The organism is Streptomyces sp. NPDC037421, from assembly GCF_055602105.1.
In genome coordinates this window covers 44,389-64,746 of sequence record NZ_JBVJWV010000028.1, presented here as the reverse complement: position 1 = coordinate 64,746, position 20,358 = coordinate 44,389, and the positions used below count along the sequence as shown (strand labels likewise).

At 71.1% G+C, this 20,358-nt stretch carries 18 protein-coding genes; 10 read left to right on the top strand and 8 right to left on the bottom strand.

Annotated features, from left to right (window positions below; genetic code table 11):
• Positions 1–2: 2 nt before the first annotated feature.
• From ACZ7IF_RS30275 to ACZ7IF_RS30265, 3 genes are all read right to left on the bottom strand, one after another.
• Complete coding sequence (locus ACZ7IF_RS30275; RefSeq protein ID WP_470977831.1) at positions 3–824, bottom strand: DUF4253 domain-containing protein; 822 nt, start codon at positions 822–824, stop codon at positions 3–5.
• A gap of 75 nt (positions 825–899) precedes the next feature.
• Positions 900–1,706 carry a phosphatase gene (locus ACZ7IF_RS30270; protein ID WP_470977828.1) on the bottom strand — a complete coding sequence of 269 codons (807 nt, stop codon included), beginning with the start codon at positions 1,704–1,706 and terminating at the stop codon, positions 900–902.
• A 56-nt stretch (positions 1,707–1,762) separates the two neighbouring features.
• Complete coding sequence (locus tag ACZ7IF_RS30265; RefSeq protein WP_470977826.1) at positions 1,763–2,341, bottom strand: SACE_7040 family transcriptional regulator; 579 nt, start codon at positions 2,339–2,341, stop codon at positions 1,763–1,765.
• Positions 2,342–2,441: 100 nt separating this feature from the next.
• On the opposite strand from ACZ7IF_RS30265, the gene ACZ7IF_RS30260 reads away from it, so the two are divergent.
• The 10 genes from ACZ7IF_RS30260 (at position 2,442) to ACZ7IF_RS30215 (ending at position 15,836) form a co-directional block, all read left to right on the top strand.
• On the top strand, positions 2,442–4,058 hold the full coding sequence (locus ACZ7IF_RS30260) for a carboxyl transferase domain-containing protein (protein ID WP_470977824.1): 1,617 nt from the start codon (positions 2,442–2,444) through the stop codon (positions 4,056–4,058).
• 23 nt (positions 4,059–4,081) lie between these two features.
• Positions 4,082–6,181: an acetyl/propionyl/methylcrotonyl-CoA carboxylase subunit alpha gene (locus ACZ7IF_RS30255; protein ID WP_470977822.1), complete on the top strand. Its 2,100-nt coding sequence runs from the start codon at positions 4,082–4,084 to the stop codon at positions 6,179–6,181.
• 11 nt (positions 6,182–6,192) lie between these two features.
• Positions 6,193–7,113: a hydroxymethylglutaryl-CoA lyase gene (locus ACZ7IF_RS30250; protein ID WP_470977902.1), complete on the top strand. Its 921-nt coding sequence runs from the start codon at positions 6,193–6,195 to the stop codon at positions 7,111–7,113.
• Positions 7,114–7,120: 7 nt separating this feature from the next.
• Positions 7,121–8,281 carry an acyl-CoA dehydrogenase family protein gene (locus tag ACZ7IF_RS30245; RefSeq protein WP_470977821.1) on the top strand — a complete coding sequence of 387 codons (1,161 nt, stop codon included), beginning with the start codon at positions 7,121–7,123 and terminating at the stop codon, positions 8,279–8,281.
• Between the two features lie 150 nt (positions 8,282–8,431).
• Positions 8,432–9,478: an ABC transporter substrate-binding protein gene (locus ACZ7IF_RS30240; RefSeq protein ID WP_470977819.1), complete on the top strand. Its 1,047-nt coding sequence runs from the start codon at positions 8,432–8,434 to the stop codon at positions 9,476–9,478.
• Positions 9,479–9,601: 123 nt separating this feature from the next.
• On the top strand, positions 9,602–10,534 hold the full coding sequence (locus ACZ7IF_RS30235) for a siderophore-interacting protein (RefSeq protein ID WP_470977816.1): 933 nt from the start codon (positions 9,602–9,604) through the stop codon (positions 10,532–10,534).
• Between the two features lie 173 nt (positions 10,535–10,707).
• Positions 10,708–12,198: a pyridoxal phosphate-dependent decarboxylase family protein gene (locus ACZ7IF_RS30230; RefSeq protein WP_470977814.1), complete on the top strand. Its 1,491-nt coding sequence runs from the start codon at positions 10,708–10,710 to the stop codon at positions 12,196–12,198.
• On the top strand, positions 12,182–13,483 hold the full coding sequence (locus ACZ7IF_RS30225) for a lysine N(6)-hydroxylase/L-ornithine N(5)-oxygenase family protein (protein WP_470977811.1): 1,302 nt from the start codon (positions 12,182–12,184) through the stop codon (positions 13,481–13,483). The genes ACZ7IF_RS30230 and ACZ7IF_RS30225 overlap by 17 nt, the downstream gene beginning before the upstream one ends.
• The gene (locus ACZ7IF_RS30220; RefSeq protein WP_470977809.1) at positions 13,480–14,058 is read left to right on the top strand and encodes a GNAT family N-acetyltransferase; all 579 of its coding nucleotides are present in this window, start codon (positions 13,480–13,482) and stop codon (positions 14,056–14,058) included. The genes ACZ7IF_RS30225 and ACZ7IF_RS30220 overlap by 4 nt, the downstream gene beginning before the upstream one ends.
• Positions 14,055–15,836 (top strand): IucA/IucC family protein, encoded by a 1,782-nt coding sequence (locus ACZ7IF_RS30215; RefSeq protein ID WP_470977806.1) that lies wholly within the window; start codon positions 14,055–14,057, stop codon positions 15,834–15,836. Before ACZ7IF_RS30220 ends, ACZ7IF_RS30215 begins: the two co-directional genes overlap by 4 nt.
• A gap of 126 nt (positions 15,837–15,962) precedes the next feature.
• On the opposite strand, the gene ACZ7IF_RS30210 is transcribed toward ACZ7IF_RS30215, so the two are convergent.
• The 5 genes from ACZ7IF_RS30210 to ACZ7IF_RS30190 form a co-directional block, all read right to left on the bottom strand.
• Positions 15,963–17,072: a YrhB domain-containing protein gene (locus ACZ7IF_RS30210; protein WP_470977900.1), complete on the bottom strand. Its 1,110-nt coding sequence runs from the start codon at positions 17,070–17,072 to the stop codon at positions 15,963–15,965.
• A 162-nt stretch (positions 17,073–17,234) separates the two neighbouring features.
• The gene (locus ACZ7IF_RS30205) at positions 17,235–17,525 is read right to left on the bottom strand and encodes a YrhB domain-containing protein (protein WP_470977899.1); all 291 of its coding nucleotides are present in this window, start codon (positions 17,523–17,525) and stop codon (positions 17,235–17,237) included.
• A gap of 14 nt (positions 17,526–17,539) precedes the next feature.
• Positions 17,540–19,237 (bottom strand): putative T7SS-secreted protein, encoded by a 1,698-nt coding sequence (locus tag ACZ7IF_RS30200; RefSeq protein ID WP_470977804.1) that lies wholly within the window; start codon positions 19,235–19,237, stop codon positions 17,540–17,542.
• The gene (locus tag ACZ7IF_RS30195; protein WP_470977802.1) at positions 19,237–19,869 is read right to left on the bottom strand and encodes a hypothetical protein; all 633 of its coding nucleotides are present in this window, start codon (positions 19,867–19,869) and stop codon (positions 19,237–19,239) included. Before ACZ7IF_RS30195 ends, ACZ7IF_RS30200 begins: the two co-directional genes overlap by 1 nt.
• Positions 19,866–20,336 (bottom strand): SseB family protein, encoded by a 471-nt coding sequence (locus tag ACZ7IF_RS30190; protein WP_470977799.1) that lies wholly within the window; start codon positions 20,334–20,336, stop codon positions 19,866–19,868. Before ACZ7IF_RS30190 ends, ACZ7IF_RS30195 begins: the two co-directional genes overlap by 4 nt.
• Between the last annotated feature and the right edge of the window lie 22 nt (positions 20,337–20,358).

The window sequence follows — 20,358 nt, the reverse complement described above, 5'->3', positions numbered from 1 at the left end:
CCTCAGTCCCACCAGAAGGACCAGTGGGCCTGGCCCACCAGCGCCTCCTCGGCGTACGCGCGGACGGTGCCGGAGCCCTGCCAGACGTTGTCGGGGCAGAACGCGAAGTGCTCGGCGGCGACCGGGAGGGCCTCGGCGAGCGTCCGGGGCGGGGCCGCCACCGACAGGTCGAGCGTGGCGAAGCCGAGCGAGAGGACGCGGGCGCCGAAGCGGTCCTCCCAGGAGCGCAGGACGGCACTGATGCGGGCGGTGTCGTTCTCGTGGTTGGCGGGGCCGCACCAGCCGATCGCGGCCGGTATGTCCGCCCCGCGTCCGGCGGGGACCAGTGCGAGCCTGGGGCCGTCGCCCAGCCACCCCTGCGCGAGCAGTTCGCCCGCCACCGCGGCGGCGGCCGCCGCGGGCTCGGCGGCCGGGGTGCCGGGCCAGGCGGTCCCGGGCCAGGACCGGCCGAAGGGGGCGATGAGCTCCTCGCCCTCCTCCCCCTCCTCGGGGTCGGGGACGACCGCGTCCCAGTACTCCCGCAGCACGGTCTCGGCGTCGTGGTCGTCCGGGTCCGAGCAGCGCGCCGGCTCCGCGTAGTCCTCGTCCTCCCACCACCGCTCGGGCCCGTGCCGGTCGTGCAGCAGTACGCCCCGCAGCCCGGCGGGTGCGGGGTACGCGGCGGCCGGGGCGTCCACCGGCCCGTCGGAGAGCCACAGCAGCGGCTCCCGGCGCGTCCGCCGCAGCCGTCCGCGCACCGCGCGGGTGATCAGCCCGCCCGGCGGCAGCCCGGGAACGGCGGTACCGGAGTCCAGTGCGGACAGGGGGTTCGCGGCGTCGGTCACACGGCCGACCGTAGGCGGGGCCACTGACAACGCCCCCGCCCGCGGGCACCCGCCGCCCGAGACCGGGGGCCGGGGCTACAACAGGCCCGCCGCCGAGAGGAGGTACGCCACCATCGGGTCGTAGTAGCGCGGGTCGCGGACGTGGTCGTCCAGCGGGACGGCGACCTGGAGGGTGCCTTCCGCCTCGCCGAGGAACAGCGCCGGGTCGTTGCAGTCCGCGTACCCCACCGCGTCCAGCCCGCGCTGCGCCGCGCAGCCCGCCCAGCCGTGGTCGGCGACGACCAGGTCCGGCTGCGGGCGGCCCTCCGCCGCGAGACCGTCCAGGATCGCGGCCATCGGGGCCGGGGAGTGGGTGTGCCACAGGGTCGCGCCCCGCTCCAGCACGGCCACGTCCGCGAACTGCCACACCGAGCCCTCGTCGGCGATCAGGCCGGCCGGGATCCGGACGATCTCGCAGCCCGCGGCGCGCAGCGCGTCGGCGGTGGCGCGGTGGACGTCGAGCAGGCCGCCGGGATGGCCGGTGGCCAGCAGCACGCTGTGCCGGTCCAGGGCGGCCTTGTGCAGCCGGGCCGCCATCCGGTCCAGGCCCGCGACGGTCAGTTCCGGGTCGATGGTGTCCTGGCCGGCCCGGTGGGCCGGGTCGTCGACCACGCCGACGCGCTCGGCCATCACGGCCAGTACGTCCTGCTCGTCGGCCCAGCGGTCGCCCAGTTCCAGGCCGAGCCAGTAGTGCCGGTCGCCGTTGGCGAGCTTGCGGTAGTGGGAGAGGTTGTTCTCGCGCGGGGTGGCCACCTGCCCCGCGATCCGCGTGCGGACCAGGTGGTCGACGAGTTCGGCGCGGCTGGGTACGGGCGTCTCTATCGGCTTCGGCATGCGGCCCATTCTGCCGCCGCCCACCCGGAGGCGTCCGTTCCGCCAAGTGCCGCTCAAGCCGCGCCTCACCCCGACAACGCCCCGAAGGCCCCGTTCGCCAGCCTGCGCAGCAGCGACTCGGTGGCCTCGCGGCCCGGCGCGCCCAGGTGGGGGGTGGAGTTCAGCAGGCCGAAGACGGCGTGCACGGCCACCCGTACCTCCGCCTCGCCGACCTCGGGGTGCAGCTCCCGTACGACCGCCACCCACAGCTCGACGTACTGCCGCTGGAGCTGGCGCACGAGCTTGCGGTCGGCCTCGCGCAGCCGGTCGAGTTCGCGGTCGTGCAGGGTGATCAGCGCCCGGTCGTCCAGGGCGAAGTCGATGTGGCCCTCGACGAGGGAGGCGAGGATCGCCTCCGGGTCCCCGGCCGCCTCCTCGACGCGCCGCCGGCCGCCGGTCAGCAGCCGCTCGCTGATCCCGACGAGCAGCTCGGCCAGCATGGCGTCCTTGCCGGCGAAGTGCCGGTACAGGCCGGGGCCGCTGATGCCGACCGCCGCCCCTATCTCGTCCACGCCGACGCCGTGGAAGCCGCGCTCCGCGAAAAGACGAGCGGCCTCACTGAGGATCTGCTCGCGACGGGTCGGGGTGGCCGCTCTGGTGCTCATGGAAATCCATTCTAGACAGGGCGGTTAGCGCTCGTTAACCTGAGACCCGAACGCGTTAACGGTCATTAACAAAGCGTGCACGAGCAAGGGAGCTCGACCGATGCAGCAGGCACCAGTGCTGACGAGCGCCGCGGACCCGGCGTCCGAGGCCTGGCGGACCAATGAGGCCGCCCACCGCGAACTCGCCGAAGGCCTGCGCGCCCGGCTCGACGCGGCTCGCCTCGGCGGCGGCGAGAAGGCCCGCGCCCGCCACACGGCGCGCGGGAAGCTGCTCCCCCGCGACCGCGTGGACACCCTCCTCGACCCCGGTTCGCCCTTCCTGGAGCTGGCCCCGCTGGCCGCCGAGGGCATGTACGGGGGCGCCGCCCCCGCCGCCGGGGTGATCGCGGGCATCGGCCGGGTCAGCGGGCGCGAGTGCGTGATCGTCGCGAACGACGCCACCGTCAAGGGCGGCACGTACTACCCGATGACCGTGAAGAAGCACCTGCGCGCCCAGGAGGTGGCCCTGGAGAACCGTCTCCCCTGCCTCTACCTGGTCGACTCCGGCGGCGCCTTCCTCCCCATGCAGGACGAGGTCTTCCCCGACCGGGAGCACTTCGGCCGGATCTTCTACAACCAGGCCCGCATGTCCGGGGCCGGCATCCCGCAGATCGCCGCCGTCCTCGGCTCCTGCACGGCCGGCGGCGCGTACGTGCCGGCGATGAGCGACGAGGCCGTCATCGTCCGCAACCAGGGCACGATCTTCCTCGGCGGCCCGCCGCTGGTGAAGGCCGCCACGGGTGAGGTGGTCACGGCCGAGGAGCTCGGCGGCGGCGAGGTCCACTCCCGCGTCTCCGGCGTGACCGACCACCTCGCGGAGGACGACGCGCACGCGCTGCGGATCGTACGGAACATCGTGGCGACCCTGCCCGCGCGCGGGGCCCTGCCCTGGTCGGTCGAGGCTCCCGAGGAGCCCAAGGTGGACCCGGACGGCCTGTACGGCGCGGTCCCCGTCGACTCCCGCACCCCCTACGACGCCCGCGAGATCATCGCCCGGATCGTGGACGGCTCCCGCTTCCAGGAGTTCAAGGCGGAGTTCGGGCAGACCCTGGTCACCGGTTTCGCCAAGATCCACGGCCACCCCGTCGGCATCATCGCGAACAACGGCATCCTGTTCGCCGAGTCCGCGCAGAAGGGCGCCCACTTCATCGAGCTGTGCGACCAGCGCGGCATCCCGCTCCTCTTCCTCCAGAACATCTCCGGCTTCATGGTCGGCCGGGACTACGAGGCGGGCGGCATCGCCAAGCACGGCGCGAAGATGGTCACGGCGGTGGCCTGCGCCCGGGTCCCGAAGCTGACCGTGGTCGTCGGCGGCAGCTACGGCGCGGGCAACTACTCGATGTGCGGCCGGGCGTACTCGCCGCGGTTCCTGTGGATGTGGCCCAACGCCAAGATCTCGGTGATGGGCGGCGAGCAGGCCGCCTCGGTGCTGGCGACCGTCAAGCGGGACCAGATCGAGGGCGCGGGCCAGGAGTGGCCGGCCGAGGACGAGGAGGCCTTCAAGGCCCCGGTCCGCGCGCAGTACGAGGAGCAGGGCAACGCCTACTACGCCACCGCGCGGCTGTGGGACGACGGGGTCATCGACCCGATGGAGACCCGGCAGGTGCTGGGACTGGCCCTGACCGCGTGCGCGAACGCCCCGCTGGGCGACTCGGGCTTCGGCATCTTCCGTATGTGACGTGTGACGTGAGGACCTCACTGATGTTCAGCACTGTTCTGGTCGCCAACCGCGGCGAGATCGCGGTACGGGTCATCCGCACCCTGCGGGAGCTCGGCATCCGCTCCGTGGCCGTCTTCAGCGACGCCGACGCCGACGCCCGCCACGTACGGGAGGCCGACACGGCCGTCCGGATCGGCCCGGCGGCCGCCGCCGAGAGCTACCTGTCGGTGGACCGGCTCCTGGACGCCGCGAAGCGCACGGGAGCCGAGGCCGTCCACCCCGGCTACGGCTTCCTCGCCGAGAACGCGGCCTTCGCCCAGGCGTGCGCGGACGCCGGGCTGGCCTTCATCGGGCCGCCCGCCTCCGCCATCTCCCTGATGGGCGACAAGATCACGGCCAAGGAGACGGTCCGGGCGGCCGGCGTCCCGGTGGTCCCCGGCTCCTCCGGCAGCGGCCTGACCGACGCCGAACTGGCCGCGGCCGCCTCGGAGATCGGCATGCCGGTGCTGCTGAAGCCCTCGGCGGGCGGCGGCGGCAAGGGCATGCGGCTGGTGCGGGACGAGGCGGTGCTGGCCGAGGAGATCGCGGCCGCCCGCCGCGAGGCGAAGTCCTCCTTCGGCGACGACACCCTGCTCGTGGAGCGGTGGGTCGACCGGCCCCGGCACATCGAGATCCAGGTCCTGGCCGACGCCCACGGGAACGTGGTGCACCTGGGCGAGCGCGAGTGCTCCCTCCAGCGGCGCCACCAGAAGGTCATCGAGGAGGCCCCCTCGGTCCTGCTGGACGAGAAGACCCGCGCGGCGATGGGCGCGGCGGCCGTGGAGGCGGCGCGCTCCTGCGGGTACGTCGGCGCGGGCACGGTGGAGTTCATCGTCCCGGGCGGGGACCCGTCCTCTTACTACTTCATGGAGATGAACACCCGCCTCCAGGTGGAGCACCCGGTGACCGAGCTGGTCACGGGCCTGGACCTGGTGGAGCAGCAGCTGCGGGTCGCCGCCGGCGAGGCCCTGCCCGTCACCCAGGACGAGATCCGGCTGACCGGGCACGCGATCGAGGCCCGCGTCTGCGCGGAGGACCCGGCGCGCGGGTTCCTGCCGTCGGGCGGAACGGTGCTGGCGCTGTCGGAGCCGCAGGGCGGGTCGGTGCGCACCGACTCCGGGCTGACGGCGGGCGTCCCGGTGGGCTCCACGTACGACCCGATGCTGTCGAAGGTCATCGCGTACGGGCCCGACCGGGCCAGTGCCCTGCGGGTACTGCGGGGGGCCCTGGCCGACACGGTGATCCTGGGCGTCCAGACCAATGCGGGCTTCCTGCGCCGTCTGCTCGCGCACCCGGAGGTGGTGTCCGGCGACATGGACACCGGCCTGGTGGAGCGGGACCTCCCGTCCCTCCTCCCGGAGGGCGTCCCGGCCGAGGTGTACGCGGCGGCGGCGCTGCTGGCGCGCACTGCGGCGGCGGGCCCGGCCGGGGCCGCCGGGGCGGGGCCGGACGGCGCCGGCTGGGCCGACCCGTTCGACTCCGGCAACGGCTGGCGCCTGGGCGGCACCCCCGCCTGGACGGTGCACCACCTGCGCCTCCCGGGTCAGGACCCGGTGGAGGTCCGCACCCGGCAGCGGGGAACGGAGCAGGAGGTCCTGCTGCCCTCAGCCGACGGCGGCGCCGCAGCAGATCCAGCGCCGGGGTTTGAGGCGCGGGGTCTGGGGCAGGGCACCACCGCACCGGCGCGGGCCCGCGTCGTGGCCCTCACCCCCGACACCGTCACCGTCGAACTGGACGGCGTCACGCACCGGTTCAGCCACGCCACCTCCCCGGAGGGGACCTGGCTCGGCCGCGACGGGGACAGCTGGCACGTCCAGCACCACGACCCCGTCACGGCGTCCCTCAGCGGCAGCGGCAGGGCGGGGGCCGACACCCTCGCCGCCCCCATGCCCGGCACCGTCACCGTCGTCAAGGTGGCCGTCGGCGACAAGGTCACGACGGGGCAGAGCCTGCTGGTCGTCGAGGCGATGAAGATGGAGCACGTCATCTCCGCCCCGCACGCCGGCACCGTCACCGAACTCGACGTCACCCCGGGCACCACCGTGGCCATGGACCAGGTCCTGGCCGTGGTCACCCCCGACGAAGAGGAGGAGGCCGCGTGAACGGGCTGCCCATGACCGTCCCGGCCCCCGCCGGGCTCCCGCCGCGCGTGCGCATCCACGAGGTCGGCGCGCGCGACGGGCTGCAGAACGAGAAGACGGCCGTACCGACCGAAGTGAAGGCCGAGTTCGTCCACCGGCTCGCCGCGGCCGGCCTCACCACCATCGAGGCCACCAGCTTCGTCCACCCCAAGTGGGTCCCCCAGCTGGCGGACGCCGAGCAGCTCTTCCCCCTGCTCTCCGACGTCGGGGCGCGGCTCCCGGTCCTGGTCCCCAACGAACGGGGCCTGGACCGGGCACTCGCCCTGGGGGCCACGCGCATCGCCGTGTTCGGCTCGGCCACCGAGACCTTCGCCGCCCGCAACCTGAACCGCACCGTCGCCGAGTCCCTCGCCATGTTCGAGCCCGTCGTGGCCCGCGCCAAGGCGGAGGGGGCGCACGTGCGCGGGTACCTCTCGATGTGCTTCGGGGATCCCTGGGAGGGGCCGGTCCCGGTCCACCAGGTGGTCTCCGTCGCCAAGGCCCTGCTCGACCTCGGCTGTGACGAGCTGAGCCTCGGCGACACCATCGGCGTCGCCACGCCCGGCCACGTACAGGTCCTGCTGTCCGCGCTGAACGAGGAGGGCGTGGGGACCGACCGGATCGGCGTGCACTTCCACGACACCTACGGCCAGGCGCTCTCCAACACCCTCGCCGCGCTCCAGCACGGCGTGACCACGGTCGACGCCTCCGCCGGCGGCCTCGGCGGCTGCCCGTACGCGAAGAGCGCCACGGGCAACCTCGCCACCGAGGACCTGGTGTGGATGCTCGACGGCCTCGGCATCGAGACCGGGGTCGACCTGGCCGCCCTCACCGCCACGAGCGTGTGGATGGCCGAACGGCTGGGGCGCCCCAGCCCCTCCCGCACCGTCCGCGCCCTCTCCCACAAGGAGTAGTCACACCATGTCCCTCGACCACCGGCTCACCCCCGAGCACGAGGAACTCCGCCGCACCGTCGAGGCGTTCGCGCACGACGTCGTCGCGCCGAAGATCGGCGACCTGTACGAGCGGCACGAGTTCCCGTACGAGATCGTCCGCGAGATGGGCCGCATGGGCCTGTTCGGCCTGCCCTTCCCGGAGGAGTACGGCGGCATGGGCGGCGACTACCTCGCCCTCGGCATCGCCCTGGAGGAGCTGGCCCGCGTCGACTCCTCGGTCGCGATCACCCTCGAGGCGGGCGTCTCCCTGGGCGCCATGCCCCTGTACCTGTTCGGCTCCGAGGAGCAGAAGCGGGAGTGGCTGCCGAAGCTGTGCTCGGGCGAGGTGCTCGGCGCCTTCGGCCTGACCGAGCCCGGCGCGGGCAGCGACGCGGGCGGCACCCGCACCACCGCCGTGCGCGACGGCGACGAGTGGGTCGTCAACGGCTCCAAGTGCTTCATCACCAACTCCGGTACGGACATCACGGGCCTGGTCACCGTCACGGCCGTGACGGGCCGCAAGGCGGACGGCCGTCCCGAGATCTCCTCGATCATCGTCCCGTCCGGCACCCCGGGCTTCACGGTGGCCGCGCCGTACTCCAAGGTCGGCTGGAACTCCTCCGACACCCGCGAGCTGTCCTTCGACGACGTACGGGTGCCGCTCGCCAACCTGGTGGGCCAGGAGGGCCGCGGCTACGCCCAGTTCCTGCGGATCCTCGACGAGGGCCGCATCGCCATCGCGGCCCTGGCCACGGGGCTCGCGCAGGGCTGTGTCGACGAGTCGGTGAAGTACGCCAAGGAGCGGCAGGCCTTCGGCAAGCCGATCGGCGACAACCAGGCCATCCAGTTCAAGCTGGCCGACATGGAGACCCGCGCCCACATGGCCCGCATCGGCTGGCGCGACGCGGCCTCCCGGCTGGTGCACGGGGAGCCGTTCAAGAAGGAGGCGGCGATCGCGAAGCTGTACTCCTCGACGGTCGCCGTCGACAACGCCCGGGACGCCACGCAGATCCACGGCGGCTACGGCTTCATGAACGAGTACCCGGTGGCCCGTATGTGGCGGGACTCCAAGATCCTGGAGATCGGCGAGGGCACGAGCGAGGTCCAGCGCATGCTGATCGCCCGCGAACTGGGCTTCGCCGGCTGACGGACCCCCCGCGCCGCGTGCGGGGAGCGATGAGGGGACCCGAGAAAATAAGGGTCCCCTTACCGTTTTCGGCCAAGGTTAGGCTAACCTTCCCACCGAACGGCCTCGGGTCCCCCGGCCGCCCCTGCACGTACGAAAGCGGACTTCGCCATGCCCAAGCCCAGCTCCACGTTCCTCTCCCGCCGCGGCCTCGTCGCGGCCGGCGGCGCCCTCGGCCTCGTCGCGGCACTCACCGCGTGCGGCGGCAACGACAAGGCGAAGGACGCTGAGGGTGACAAGGGCAGCACGGCCGCCGCCTCGGGCGCGTGGAGCTTCAAGGACGACCTCGACAAGACCGCCGGCGCGAAGTCCACGCCGAAGAACATCGTGGCCTACACCGGCACCGCGGCCGCGCTGTACGACTACGGCGTGCAGGTCAAGGGCGTGTTCGGCCCGACCAAGCTGGCCGACGGCAAGCCGGACCCGATGGCCGGCTCGATGGACATCTCCAAGGTCGAGATCCTCGGCAACGTCTACGACGAGTTCAACGTCGAGAAGTACGCGGCCCTGAAGCCCGAGCTGCTCGCCACCAACACCTGGGACGGCACGTACTGGTACGTCCCCGAGGCCTCCAAGGACAAGATCCTGAAGCTGGCCCCGGCCGCCGCGATCGGCGTGGGCGACAAGGCCTCCATGGACAAGGCCCTGGAGCGCACGGCGGACCTCGCCAAGTCCCTCGGCGCCGACCTGAACTCCAAGAAGGCCGCCGACGCCAAGGCCCGCTTCGACGCCGCCTCCGCCAAGGTCCGCGAGGCCGTCAAGGCCAACCCGGGCATCAAGGTGCTCGTCGGCTCCGGCGCCGACCAGCTCTTCTACGTCTCCACCCCGAAGACCTCGGCCGACCTGAAGTACTTCGAGTCCCTGGGCGTCGAGTTCGTCGCCCCGGAGCAGGACAAGCTGGACCCGCAGGGCTTCTACGAGAGCCTGAGCTGGGAGAACGCCGGCAAGTACAAGGCCGACGTCGTCCTGCTCGACAACCGTACCCAGGCCCTGCAGCCCGAGGCCCTGAAGGCCAAGCCGACCTGGAACGAGCTGCCCGCCGTCAAGGCCGGCCAGGTCGCCCCGCGCGTGACCGAGCCGATCTACTCGTACGAGAAGTGCGCGCAGATCCTCGAGGACCTCGCCAAGACCATCCAGAACGCCAAGAAGGTCTCCTGACCCTCTTCCGCCGGTCCTGAAACGCCGGGCCCGGGCCACCGCCCGCGGCCCGGCTTCCGGCACTGACCGCCCGGCACCACACCCGCCGCCGGCGCCCATTCGAATCCCAGGGGGGACTCGCGCATGACCGCCACCGCGTCCGAGGCCGAACAGGCCGTGGCACACTTCCGCTTCTTCACGATGGAAGTGCTGCGCACGCGCCGCCTCGGCCACTCGTTCCTGCGCGTCACCTTCGGCGGCGAGTCCCTGGCGGACTTCAGATCCGGCGGGTACGACCAGAGCCTCTCGCTCTTCCTGCCGCCGGCGCACGCCGAGCACACCGAACTGCCGTCCACGGACGAGGACACCTGGTTCGGGGCCTGGCGCGGGATGCCGGACGAGGACCGCCCGGTGATGCGCTCGTACACCGTGCGCGAGCAGCGGCGCACGGACGAGGGCGTGGACGAGGTCGACATCGACTTCGTCCTCCACGGCACAGGGACATCAGCCGCTGCCGCGGCGGGCTCCCCGGCCTCCGGCTGGGCGGGCAGGGCGGTCACCGGCCGCCGGATCATGGCGATCGGGCCGGCCGTCCCGGAGAACAAGTCCGTGCGCTTCCAGCCCCCGGCCGCCACCGACGCCTTCCTGATGTACGCGGACGAGACGGCCCTGCCCGCCGCGGCCGCGATCCTGGGCCGGCTCCCGGCCGGGACGAGGGTCAAGGCCTGGTTCGAGGTCCCGCACGCGGACGACCGGCTCGGCCTGCACACCCCCGCCGACGCGGACATCACCTGGATCGTGCGCGAGAAGGGCGCGTCCGGCCCCGAGCGGGCGGGCCGCGTGGTGGAGGAGATGCGGGCGGCGGAACTGCCCGACGCCGAAGCCCCGTACGCCTGGCTCGCGGGCGAGGCGGGCACGATCCGCGCGGTACGCCGCCATCTGGTGCAGGAACGTTCCATCGACCGGCGCGCGGTGCGCTTCACCGGCTACTGGCGGCTCGGCGCGAGCGAGGAGCAGCTGCTCGCCGAGGCGTACGCGGGCCAGGCCCCGAGCGAGGACCCGGCGTCCGAGCTGTAGCCAACACCTGCGCTGAGCAGGGAATTCATGGAGGAGGGCCCCGGCTGAAGCCGGGGCCCTCCTCCATTTGTGATGGAAGTAAGGTTAGGCTAACCTAACTCTCACACCCCACCCCTGCCCCGCTCTCCCCAGCTCACGCTGGGCGGTGCCCCCACCTGCCCGGAGGAAAGTTGATGCGCTCGCATCTGCTGAACGAGACGACCGCGGACCTCTACCGGCGCTCCGTCACCGAGGGCGTCGACCGCGTCGCCGCCAAACTCGCCACGACCGAGCGGCCCCACACCGGCATATCCGTCGACGAACTCGCCCCGGTCATCAACGGGATCGACCTCGACAAGCCGCTGGCCGACGCCGCCGCCGCCCTCGACGAGCTGGAGGACGTCTACCTCCGCGACGCCGTCTACTTCCACCACCCGCGCTACCTGGGCCACCTCAACTGCCCGGTCGTCATCCCCGCGGTGGTCGGCGAAGCCGTCCTGTCTGCCGTCAACTCCTCCCTCGACACCTGGGACCAGTCCATCGGCGGCACGCTCATCGAGCGCCGCCTGATCGACTGGACCGCCCGCCGCATCGGCCTCGGCGAAGGCGCGGACGGCATCTTCACCTCCGGCGGCAGCCAGTCGAACTTCCACGCGCTGCTCCTCGCCCGCGACGAGGCCTGCCGGACCGTGATGAAGCGCGCCCTCGACGCCGGCACCGAGCCCACCAAGGCCGAACTGCTGCCGAAGCTCCGCATCTTCACCTCCGAGGCCAGCCACTTCAGCGTCCAGAAGTCCGCCGCCATGCTGGGCCTCGGCTACGAAGCCGTCATCTCGGTACCGGTCGACCGCAACCGCCGCATGGACACCTCGGTCCTGGCCCTGGAGCTGGAGAGCTGCGCCGCCGAGGGCCTCTTCCCGATGGCCGTCGTCGCCACCGCCGGCACCACCGACTTCGGGTCCATCGACCCGCTCCCCGAGATCGCCCGCCTGGCCGACGAGCACTCCGCGTGGATGCACGTGGACGCCGCCTACGGCTGCGGACTGCTGGTCTCCCCCACCCGCCGGCACCTCCTCGACGGCATCGAGAAGGCCGACTCGGTCACCGTCGACTACCACAAGTCGTTCTTCCAGCCCGTGAGCTCCAGCGCGATGCTGGTCCGCGACCGCGACACCCTCAAGCACGCCACGTACCACGCGGACTACCTCAACCCGCGCCGGATGGCCGAGGAGCGGATCCCGAACCAGGTCGACAAGTCCATCCAGACCACGCGCCGCTTCGACGCCCTCAAGCTCTGGATGACCCTGCGCGTCATGGGCGCCGACGGCGTCGGCTCGCTCTTCGACCAGGTCGTCGACCTCGCCGCCGCCGGCTACGAGGTCATCACGGCCGACCCGCGCTTCGAGGTCGTCGTCGAGCCGCAGATCTCCACCCTCGTCTTCCGCTACCTGCCCGCCGGCGAGACGCGCCCCGACCTCGTCGACGAGGCCCAGCTGCACGCCCGCAAGGCCCTGTTCGCCTCCGGTGAGGCCGTCGTCGCCGGCACCAAGGTGGACGGCAAGCAGTACCTGAAGTTCACCCTCCTCAACCCGCAGACCACGACGGCCGACATCGCGGCCGTCCTCGACCTCCTCGCCGCACACGCCGAGCAGTTCCTGGGAGAATCCCTTGCCGTCCACCGCTAAGCCCCACGACTTCATCGGCATCGGCCTGGGTCCCTTCAACCTGGGACTCGCCTGCCTGACCGCGCCGATCGACGAGCTCGACGGGCTGTTCATCGAGTCGAAGCCGCACTTCGAGTGGCACGCCGGAATGTTCCTGGACGGCGCGCACCTGCAGACGCCGTTCATGTCGGACCTGGTCACCCTCGCCGACCCGACCTCGCCCTTCTCCTTCCTGAACTACCTGAAGGACAAGGACCGGCTGTACTCCTTCTACATCCGGGAGAACTTCTACCCGCTGCGCGCCGAGTACAACGACTACTGCCGCTGGGCCGCCGACCGGCTCGACAACGTCCTGTACTCCACCTCCGTCACCGAGGTGACGTACGACGAGGCCGCCGGCGTGTACGAGGTCCACACGGACCGCGGCGAGACCCACCGGGCCCGCCGCCTGGTCCTGGGCACCGGCACCCCGCCGCACATCCCGGCGTCCTGCGAGGACCTCGGCGGGGACTTCCTGCACAACTCCTCGTACATGCAGCACAAGGAGTCCCTCCAGAAGAAGAAGTCGATCACCCTGGTCGGCTCGGGCCAGAGCGCGGCCGAGATCTACTACGACCTCCTCGCCGAGATCGACGTACACGGCTACCAGCTCAACTGGGTGACCCGCTCCCCGCGCTTCTTCCCCCTCGAATACACCAAGCTCACGCTGGAGATGACCTCGCCGGAGTACGTGGACTACTTCCACGCCCTCCCCGAGGAGACCCGCTACCGGCTGGAGACCCAGCAGAAGAACCTCTTCAAGGGCATCGACGGCGACCTCGTCAACGCCATCTTCGACCTGCTCTACCAGAAGAAGATCACCATGCCGGGCGCGGTCCCCACGACCCTCCTGACCAACACATCCCTGAACAGCACGGCGTACGACACCACCACGGGCACGTACACCCTCGGGCTGCGCCAGGAGGAGCAGGAGCGGGACTTCTCCCTCGCCACGGAGGGCCTGGTCCTGGCCACGGGCTACAAGTACCGGATCCCGGAGTTCCTGGCCCCGGTCCACGGCCGGCTGAACTTCGACGGCCACGGCCGCCTCGACGCCGGCCGCAACTACGCCGTCGACGTCACCGGCCGCGGGGTGTACCTCCAGAACGGCACCACCCACAACCACTCCCTCACCTCGCCCGACCTGGGCATGGCCGCGTACCGCAACGCGTACATCGTCGGTGAGCTGCTCGGCCGCGAGCACTACAAGGTCGAGAAGTCCATCGCGTTCCAGCAGTTCGCGGCCCCGGAAGGCATCCACGCATGAGCACCACCCCTGAACTCCTCTTCGCCCGCACCGACGCGGCCCTCGGGACCTTCTCCATCCGCCCCCTGGACCCCTTCTCGGACGCGGAACTCCTGCACGGCTGGGTCACGCACCCGAAGGCCGCGTTCTGGATGATGCAGGACGCCTCCCTCACCGAGGTCGAGCGCGAGTACGTGCGCATCACCACGCACGAGCACCACAACGCCTTCATCGGCCTTCACGAGGGCCGCCCGGCCTTCCTGATGGAGAGCTACGACCCGTCGCAGCTGGAGCTGGTCGGCCTGTACGACGCCCGGCCCGGCGACGTCGGCATGCACTTCCTGGTCGCCCCGACGGACACCCCCGTCCCCGGCTTCACCCGCGCGGTGATCACGACGGTCATGGCCTCCCTCTTCGAGGACCCGGCGACGGCCCGTGTGGTCGTCGAACCGGACGTCCGCAACAAGGCGGTCCACACCCTGAACGAGGCGGTCGGCTTCGTTCCCGAGCGCGAGGTCCGGAAGCCCGAGAAGGTCGCCCTGCTCAGCTTCTGCACCCGCGAGCAGTTCGAGGCCACCCAGCAGGAGTCGATATGAGCCTGGCCGACGCCATCTCCCACCTCTCCCCCGAACTGTGGGCGCGCGCCAACCGCGCCCTGGTCCGCAAGGCCCTCGCGGAGTTCTCCCACGAGCGCCTGCTGACCCCGAAGCCGCTCGGCGGTGACCTCTACTCGGTCCTCAGCGACGACGGCACGGTCGAGTACCGCTTCCGCGCCGAGCTCCACGCCCTGGACCACTGGGCGGTGGACGAGGACTCCGTCACCCGCCACGGCAACGGCATCGAGCTCCCGCTCGACGCCCTGGACTTCCACATCGAACTCCGCCAGACCCTGGGTCTGAGCGCGGAGGTCCTGCCGGTCTACCTGGAGGAGATCTCCTCCACCCTGGCCGGCACGGGCTTCAAGTACACGAAGCCGCAGCTCGGCTCGTCCGCCCTCGCGAAGTCCACCTTCCAGGACATCGAGACGGGCATGACGGAGGGCCACCCCTGCTTCGTGGCCAACAACGGCCGCCTGGGCTTCGGCGTGCACGAGTACCTCTCGTACGCCCCGGAGACGGCGAGCCCGGTCCACCTGGTGTGGGTCGCCGCCCGCAAGGACGTCTCCACCTTCACGGCGGGCGCGGGCCTGGACCACGACTCGTTCATGCGCGAGGAACTGGGCGAGGACGCCCTCACCCTCTTCGCGGGGAAGATGACCTCCCTGGGCCTGGACCTGGCGGACTACCACCTCCTGCCGGTCCACCCCTGGCAGTGGTGGAACAAGACCACGGTCACCTTCGCGGCAGAGATCGCCAACCGCCGCCTGGTCCTGCTGGGCGAAGGCTCCGACGCCTACCTCGCGCAGCAGTCGATCCGCACCTTCTTCAACACCACCACCCCCACGAAGCACTACGTCAAGACGGCCATATCGGTCCTCAACATGGGCTTCATGCGCGGCCTGTCCGCCGCCTACATGGAGGCCACCCCGGCCATCAACGACTGGCTGCACCAGCTGATCGAGTCGGACGAGGTCCTCCGGTCGGTCGACTTCTCGATCATCCGCGAGCGCGCGGCGATCGGCTACCACCACCGCCAGTACGAGCGCGCGACGGACCGCTACTCGCCGTACCGCAAGATGCTGGCGGCGCTGTGGCGCGAGTCCCCGGTCAACTCCCTGCGCGACGGCGAGCGCCTGGCCACCATGGCCTCGCTCCTCCACGTGGACGCGGACGGCAAGTCCTTCGTCGGCGCCCTGATCGCCGAATCGGGCCTCACCCCGGCGGAATGGCTGAAGCCCTACCTCCGCGCCTACCTGCTCCCCCTCCTGCACTGCTTCTACCAGTACGACCTGGCGTACATGCCGCACGGCGAGAACACCATCCTGGTGATCAAGGACGGCGTGGTGCAGCGGGCGATCTTCAAGGACATCGCCGAGGAGATCGTGGTCATGGACCCGGACGCGGTCCTCCCGCCGGCCGTGGAGCGCGTCAGGGCCGACATCCCGGAGGACATGAAGCTCCTGTCGATCTTCACGGACGTCTTCGACTGCTTCTTCCGCTTCCTGAACTCGATCCTGGTGTCGGAAGGCATCTGCGACGAATCCGCCTTCTGGCGGGCGGTGGCCGACTGCGCCCACGACTACCAGGACTCGATCCCCGCCCTCGCGGACCGCTTCGCCCGCTACGACCTGTTCGCGGAGGAGTTCCAGCTGTCCTGCCTGAACCGCCTCCAGCTGCGGAACAACAAGCAGATGGTCGACCTCGCCGACCCGGCGGCGGCCCTCCAGCTGATCGGCACCCTCAAGAACCCCGTCGCGCCCTTCGCCCGGCGCTGACGGCCCGGGGGCGGTCGCGGCTTCGAATACGGTCCCTCGACGCCGCGCCCGCCCCTCCGCCCTGACGCCGGGGCCGCGAAGCCCAAGGCCCTCTTCGCGGTCCCGGCGCCACGGCCCGGACGGCCTTCACCGGTAACGGACCACCCGGACCCCGGACTCCCGGAGCCCGTCCAGGCTCTTGAACTCCTCCGCGGAGCCGTCCACGAGCCCCACGAAGCCGGCCTCGGAGCGCAGACCGGTGAGCAGCAGGCCGGTGGATTCCCGCCCCCGCCCGTCCAGCCGGCGTACCCACACCAGGGCGCGGCCGCCGGCCGGCAGCGCTGCGAGCGCCTGGACGGAAGCTGCGACGGTCGGGAACTCGGACACCTGCATGACGGGCCCCAACTGACCCATCGTGGAGGCGAACCAGTCGGCCTTCCCCGGCTCGGGCGTGGGCCCCGGGGCCTCACCCGCGTCCCAGCGGGCGAGGAACCCCCAGGGATCGGAGTTGGGCAGCAGGAAAGGCGCCCCGGTCCCCTTCGGCACGACCAGAGCGGCATCCAGCATCGAGTGCCGCCAGTCCCCCGTCTTCAGCGCGGCCGTGGTCTGGCAGGCGAACAGCCAGCCCCGGGCCGTCTCGTCCGCCGGGTCCGGCGCCACCAGCTCGACGGCCTCCTCGTACGTCCGCTCCAGCCACGCCTCGGCCTTGGCCCGGGCGGCCTCCAACCCGTCGACCGCGGGGTGTTCTTCGAGCTTCACCCGGGCAAACACCAGCTCCAGCACACCATCAGTGTCCAGCCGCGCCAGGCCGCCGGTCATCCCGTCGAGGAACACGGCCTCGCCGTCGCTGTTGTGCGCATGGATCAGATGTCCGCTGGCCTCGGCCCCACCGATCGTCCTGCGAACCCAGACAACGCCTTGGGTGCCCGGTCCGGTCTCCCGGACCCGCCGGATCACCTCGCTCCAACTCGCGCACCGTAGCTGCTCCGCATGGGGGAAGTATCGCCGGAGAAGCAACTCCCACCACCCCGGCGCCTCATGCGCCGGCTGCCAGGGCAACGGCATCGAAGGCGCCCCGGCAATCGCAGAGGCCACTGACGCCACGCACCCGCGTGAGTTCAGCCGCCGCGCCTGCGTTTCCGGGTCCGGCGCTTGCCGAGTCCGGGTATACGCCGCCGCGTCGCCCCACGGGTCGTCCGCCGCCGGATGAAACGGGAGTCCTCCGTCTTTGGGCACCACCACGGATGCGGCCAGCATCGGCGTCCGAGGATATCCGGGCTGCTCAACGGTCCGACAGGCGAACAACCACGTCCCAGCGTCCTCCGCCACCGGATTCGGCTCTGCCAGCTCGACGAGCCCTCGGTACGTACCGAAGAGCCATTGCAGCGCAATGCCCCGAGGTTCGATCATCAGGCGAGCTCAATCCTTGGTCGGGGGCCATTCGCCCGCTGCGAGTTGGTCAAGATACGCGGCCACGGGAAGGTGAGTGGGCGGGAAATGAGGGGCCTCGCCGTTCTTCGGAACAACCACCACACGAGTGAACGGGGCCAGGGCCAGGTTCCCCGTATCGAGATGCTCCTGCGAATCGAAACGAACACACCAGGCGAAGTCGTGTTCGAACGACAAGTCAGGCTGCATGACGACCGTCAACCCAGACCTCCCCGAAAACGCCTGCTCCAAGAACCTATGGGCGCTGGCATGCGCTTCCATCCGGGATACCGACATCATTTCCCTCCACCATACGGAATATGGCCGATATACGACACATCTTCCAGAGTAGCCAATTTTCCGACCTGCCCATCGATGAACACCACCCCATGCTCCGTGTTCAGGGCATTGAACACGTGAGCACTGCCATCCGCCCGCTGAATGTACACAACACTTCTGGCATCGGGCCCACGTGCCTCAATGTCGCGGATTATGTCATCATAGCCGTGAACCCAGTCATATTCACCGACCGCCCTGTCTTTGAGTCCGAGCGCCTCCGGAGGGACATGCGCCCCTTCCGCCCTCGGAGCAGCCGACACCTCAACCCCCTGCAGCCTCTGCTCCACCGTCACCGCATTGTGTGAACAATTCATGGTATAGCCGGCACTGCCGGTAGGATTGATCTCCTCAAGCCACGGGAACTTGTGCTCCAGGAACTTCTTGGCATCCGCCTCGGAAACCGAATCCGCATGAATGGATTTCTCGGGGATCTTTTCCGTCGGCTTCGCCAGATCTTTCCAATCGAAGGACTCGACTGGTGTAACTCCGGGCTTTGCCGCATTTTTCCCTGTCTGCTTTGCCGAGTTTTCCACGCCTTCTTCGGCAAGGCGTACGCCGGCGCCGGCGCCGCTCATGCCCTTGGTGCCCAGCAGCTCCGGCACCAGGCGGCCGAGTCCCTCGCTGGGGTCGTCCTTGATGGGGTCGAGGAGCGCACCCGGGACGCGTTCGGGGTGGGCTGCCGTGGAGACGAGGCCCGCCAGGGTCATGTTGACGTGCCGGGCGTACTCGGCCGGGTGCGTGAGGTTGTACGGGTCGTACGGGTTGAGACCGCGGGCGAAGTCGATGGTGCCCGCCGTGCCCTTGAGCACGCCGCCCACGAAGTGGTTCAGCTCCACCACCTGGCCGGCCTCGTAGTCGACGAAGCTGCCCCAGGCCCGGTCCGACGCCGACGGCATCGCCGGGGCCTTCTCGGTGGCCGCGTCCACGGCCCGCTGGGCCGTACCGGCGGCCTCGTCGCGCTGGCGGCGGGCCTCCGCGAGGATCTCCTGCGCGCGCCCCCGCGCCGCCTCGCCCGGGTCGGCGCCCGGTGCCGGGCAGGGACCCGGGTCGCCGCCGGCCCTGGCCGCGGCCTCGTACGCGTCGGCCTTGGCCCTGTAGGCGTCTGCCGCCTCCTTCGTGGCCCTCACGCCCTGCCGGTAGAGGTCGATGGCCTGGGCGGCCTGCTTCTGGGCCCATTCCACGGTGTCCGCGTAGTGCTTCAGCGCGTTGGCTCCCGCCTCGCACGCGTCGGACGCGTGGAACCAGTCCGTCGGGTGCATCGCGAACTTCTCGCGGAACGCGTCGGCCGCGGCCCCCTTCCACTGGCCGGAGTCCAGGGCCTTCATGCCCTGGCCGACCTTGTCGAAGGCGGAGTGGAAGTCCGTGAGGTGCGCGGCCGCCGCCCGTATCGCCGCCGGCTTGCCGTGAACGAGCTCGTCGGCCTGGTCCGACTGGCCGAGCTGCTGCTCCCCCACGGAAGCGCCGAGGTTCGAGGCGACGCCGTCACCCCAGTCGTCGACCTTGTCCGCCCAGCCGTGCGCACCCACCTGGTCCAGGACGTCGCCGACCCCGTGAGCGGCCCCGCTCACTCCCTCGCCGACCGCCTTCTTGGTGGCGTCCCAGCCGTCCTCCAGCTTCTCCAGCCCCCGGTCGACCAGACCTTCCCAGTCCGGCATCAGCGCTCACCGTCCTTGCCCGGCTCGGGTGCGGGACCGAACCTGGCCTCCACGGCCCTGTCCATCTCGTCGCGCAGACCGGCGGCGTTCAGCAGCTGGTTGTGGAGCATGGTGTCGGAGCTGTTCACGTCCCGTACGGCGCCCTTCCAGGCCTCCTTGCTGTTCTCGTTGGCCCGCAGGACGGACTCCGCGCTGTAGTCCGCGTCCCTGATCTGCGTGTACGGGTTGTCGGCCAGGACCTCTCCCCAGCCCTTCCCGGTGATGTCGCCCTCGGAGGCGTACGGATTGCCCATGGCCGAGTTGGCCAGCACCTTGAAGCCGCCCTGGACGTACTGGTCCTGCTCGTGCACCAGGCCGGCCGACAGGCCGACCTTGGCGGCGAAGTCGTTGCCCTGCTGGACGAGGGAGCGCACACCCCACTCCCAGCGCTCACAGAACGCGTTGAAGGAGGACGTCAGGCCGTCGTGCCCCGTCTCCACCCCCGAAAGCGACAGGTCCGAGAAACCCCGGCCCGTACTGGCCGTGCCGGCCATGCCGAGCTCCTTCAGCTCGGCCAGTGTCTTCGTGATCCCGTCGGCTATCTGGCCCAGTGCCTGTTTCGACGCCTCCAGGTCGGCCCCGTCCCCGCTCACGCCGCCACCTCCCCGTCCAGCGCCACCGCGTCCGGCACGATCCCGCGCAGCGGCGGGAACACCGCCCGGTCGGGGCCGGCCGCGTCCAGGGCGACTCCGACCGGGAAGTCCAGTTCCGGGATCACCTCGTCCAACAGCCGCGCGCCGGCCACCCGCCGGAACTCCCACTCCAGCCCCGCCTCGCCCCGCGCCTCGGCGAACCTGGCCAGGGCCTCCTCCCCGGAGAAGGCGCAGATCCAGTCCACGCCGCCAAGCCCAGCGGTCCACAGCCCGCCCCGCGCGTCCAGCGGAACCAGCACCACCCGCGCACGGAACCCGGCCAGCCGCGCCTCGGCCGCCTCCCGTGCCGCACCGAGCGGATCCACAGGCCCTCCGGCAGCCACCGGGACCGGTGACACGGGGGTCCCCGCAGCCAGCCGCTCGGCCGCGGCCGCCCGCGACTCGGCCCACTCCTCGTCAAATCCCATACAGGATTACCCCCTTGGCTCC

What these genes read in the sequence shown, in the direction of transcription:
- ACZ7IF_RS30265 (WP_470977826.1), bottom strand. Translation starts at nt 2,341, where the DNA reads ATGAGCACCAGAGCGGCCACCCCGACCCGTCGCGAGCAGATCCTCAGT.
- ACZ7IF_RS30190 (WP_470977799.1), bottom strand. Translation starts at nt 20,336, where the DNA reads ATGGGATTTGACGAGGAGTGGGCCGAGTCGCGGGCGGCCGCGGCCGAG.
- ACZ7IF_RS30215 (WP_470977806.1), top strand. Translation starts at nt 14,055, where the DNA reads ATGAGCCTGGCCGACGCCATCTCCCACCTCTCCCCCGAACTGTGGGCG.
- ACZ7IF_RS30230 (WP_470977814.1), top strand. Translation starts at nt 10,708, where the DNA reads ATGCGCTCGCATCTGCTGAACGAGACGACCGCGGACCTCTACCGGCGC.
- ACZ7IF_RS30255 (WP_470977822.1), top strand. Translation starts at nt 4,082, where the DNA reads ATGTTCAGCACTGTTCTGGTCGCCAACCGCGGCGAGATCGCGGTACGG.
- ACZ7IF_RS30200 (WP_470977804.1), bottom strand. Translation starts at nt 19,237, where the DNA reads ATGCCGGACTGGGAAGGTCTGGTCGACCGGGGGCTGGAGAAGCTGGAG.
- ACZ7IF_RS30270 (WP_470977828.1), bottom strand. Translation starts at nt 1,706, where the DNA reads ATGGGCCGCATGCCGAAGCCGATAGAGACGCCCGTACCCAGCCGCGCC.
- ACZ7IF_RS30210 (WP_470977900.1), bottom strand. Translation starts at nt 17,072, where the DNA reads ATGCTGGCCGCATCCGTGGTGGTGCCCAAAGACGGAGGACTCCCGTTT.
- ACZ7IF_RS30220 (WP_470977809.1), top strand. Translation starts at nt 13,480, where the DNA reads ATGAGCACCACCCCTGAACTCCTCTTCGCCCGCACCGACGCGGCCCTC.
- ACZ7IF_RS30235 (WP_470977816.1), top strand. Translation starts at nt 9,602, where the DNA reads ATGACCGCCACCGCGTCCGAGGCCGAACAGGCCGTGGCACACTTCCGC.
- ACZ7IF_RS30205 (WP_470977899.1), bottom strand. Translation starts at nt 17,525, where the DNA reads ATGGAAGCGCATGCCAGCGCCCATAGGTTCTTGGAGCAGGCGTTTTCG.
- ACZ7IF_RS30245 (WP_470977821.1), top strand. Translation starts at nt 7,121, where the DNA reads ATGTCCCTCGACCACCGGCTCACCCCCGAGCACGAGGAACTCCGCCGC.
- ACZ7IF_RS30240 (WP_470977819.1), top strand. Translation starts at nt 8,432, where the DNA reads ATGCCCAAGCCCAGCTCCACGTTCCTCTCCCGCCGCGGCCTCGTCGCG.
- ACZ7IF_RS30260 (WP_470977824.1), top strand. Translation starts at nt 2,442, where the DNA reads ATGCAGCAGGCACCAGTGCTGACGAGCGCCGCGGACCCGGCGTCCGAG.
- ACZ7IF_RS30250 (WP_470977902.1), top strand. Translation starts at nt 6,193, where the DNA reads ATGACCGTCCCGGCCCCCGCCGGGCTCCCGCCGCGCGTGCGCATCCAC.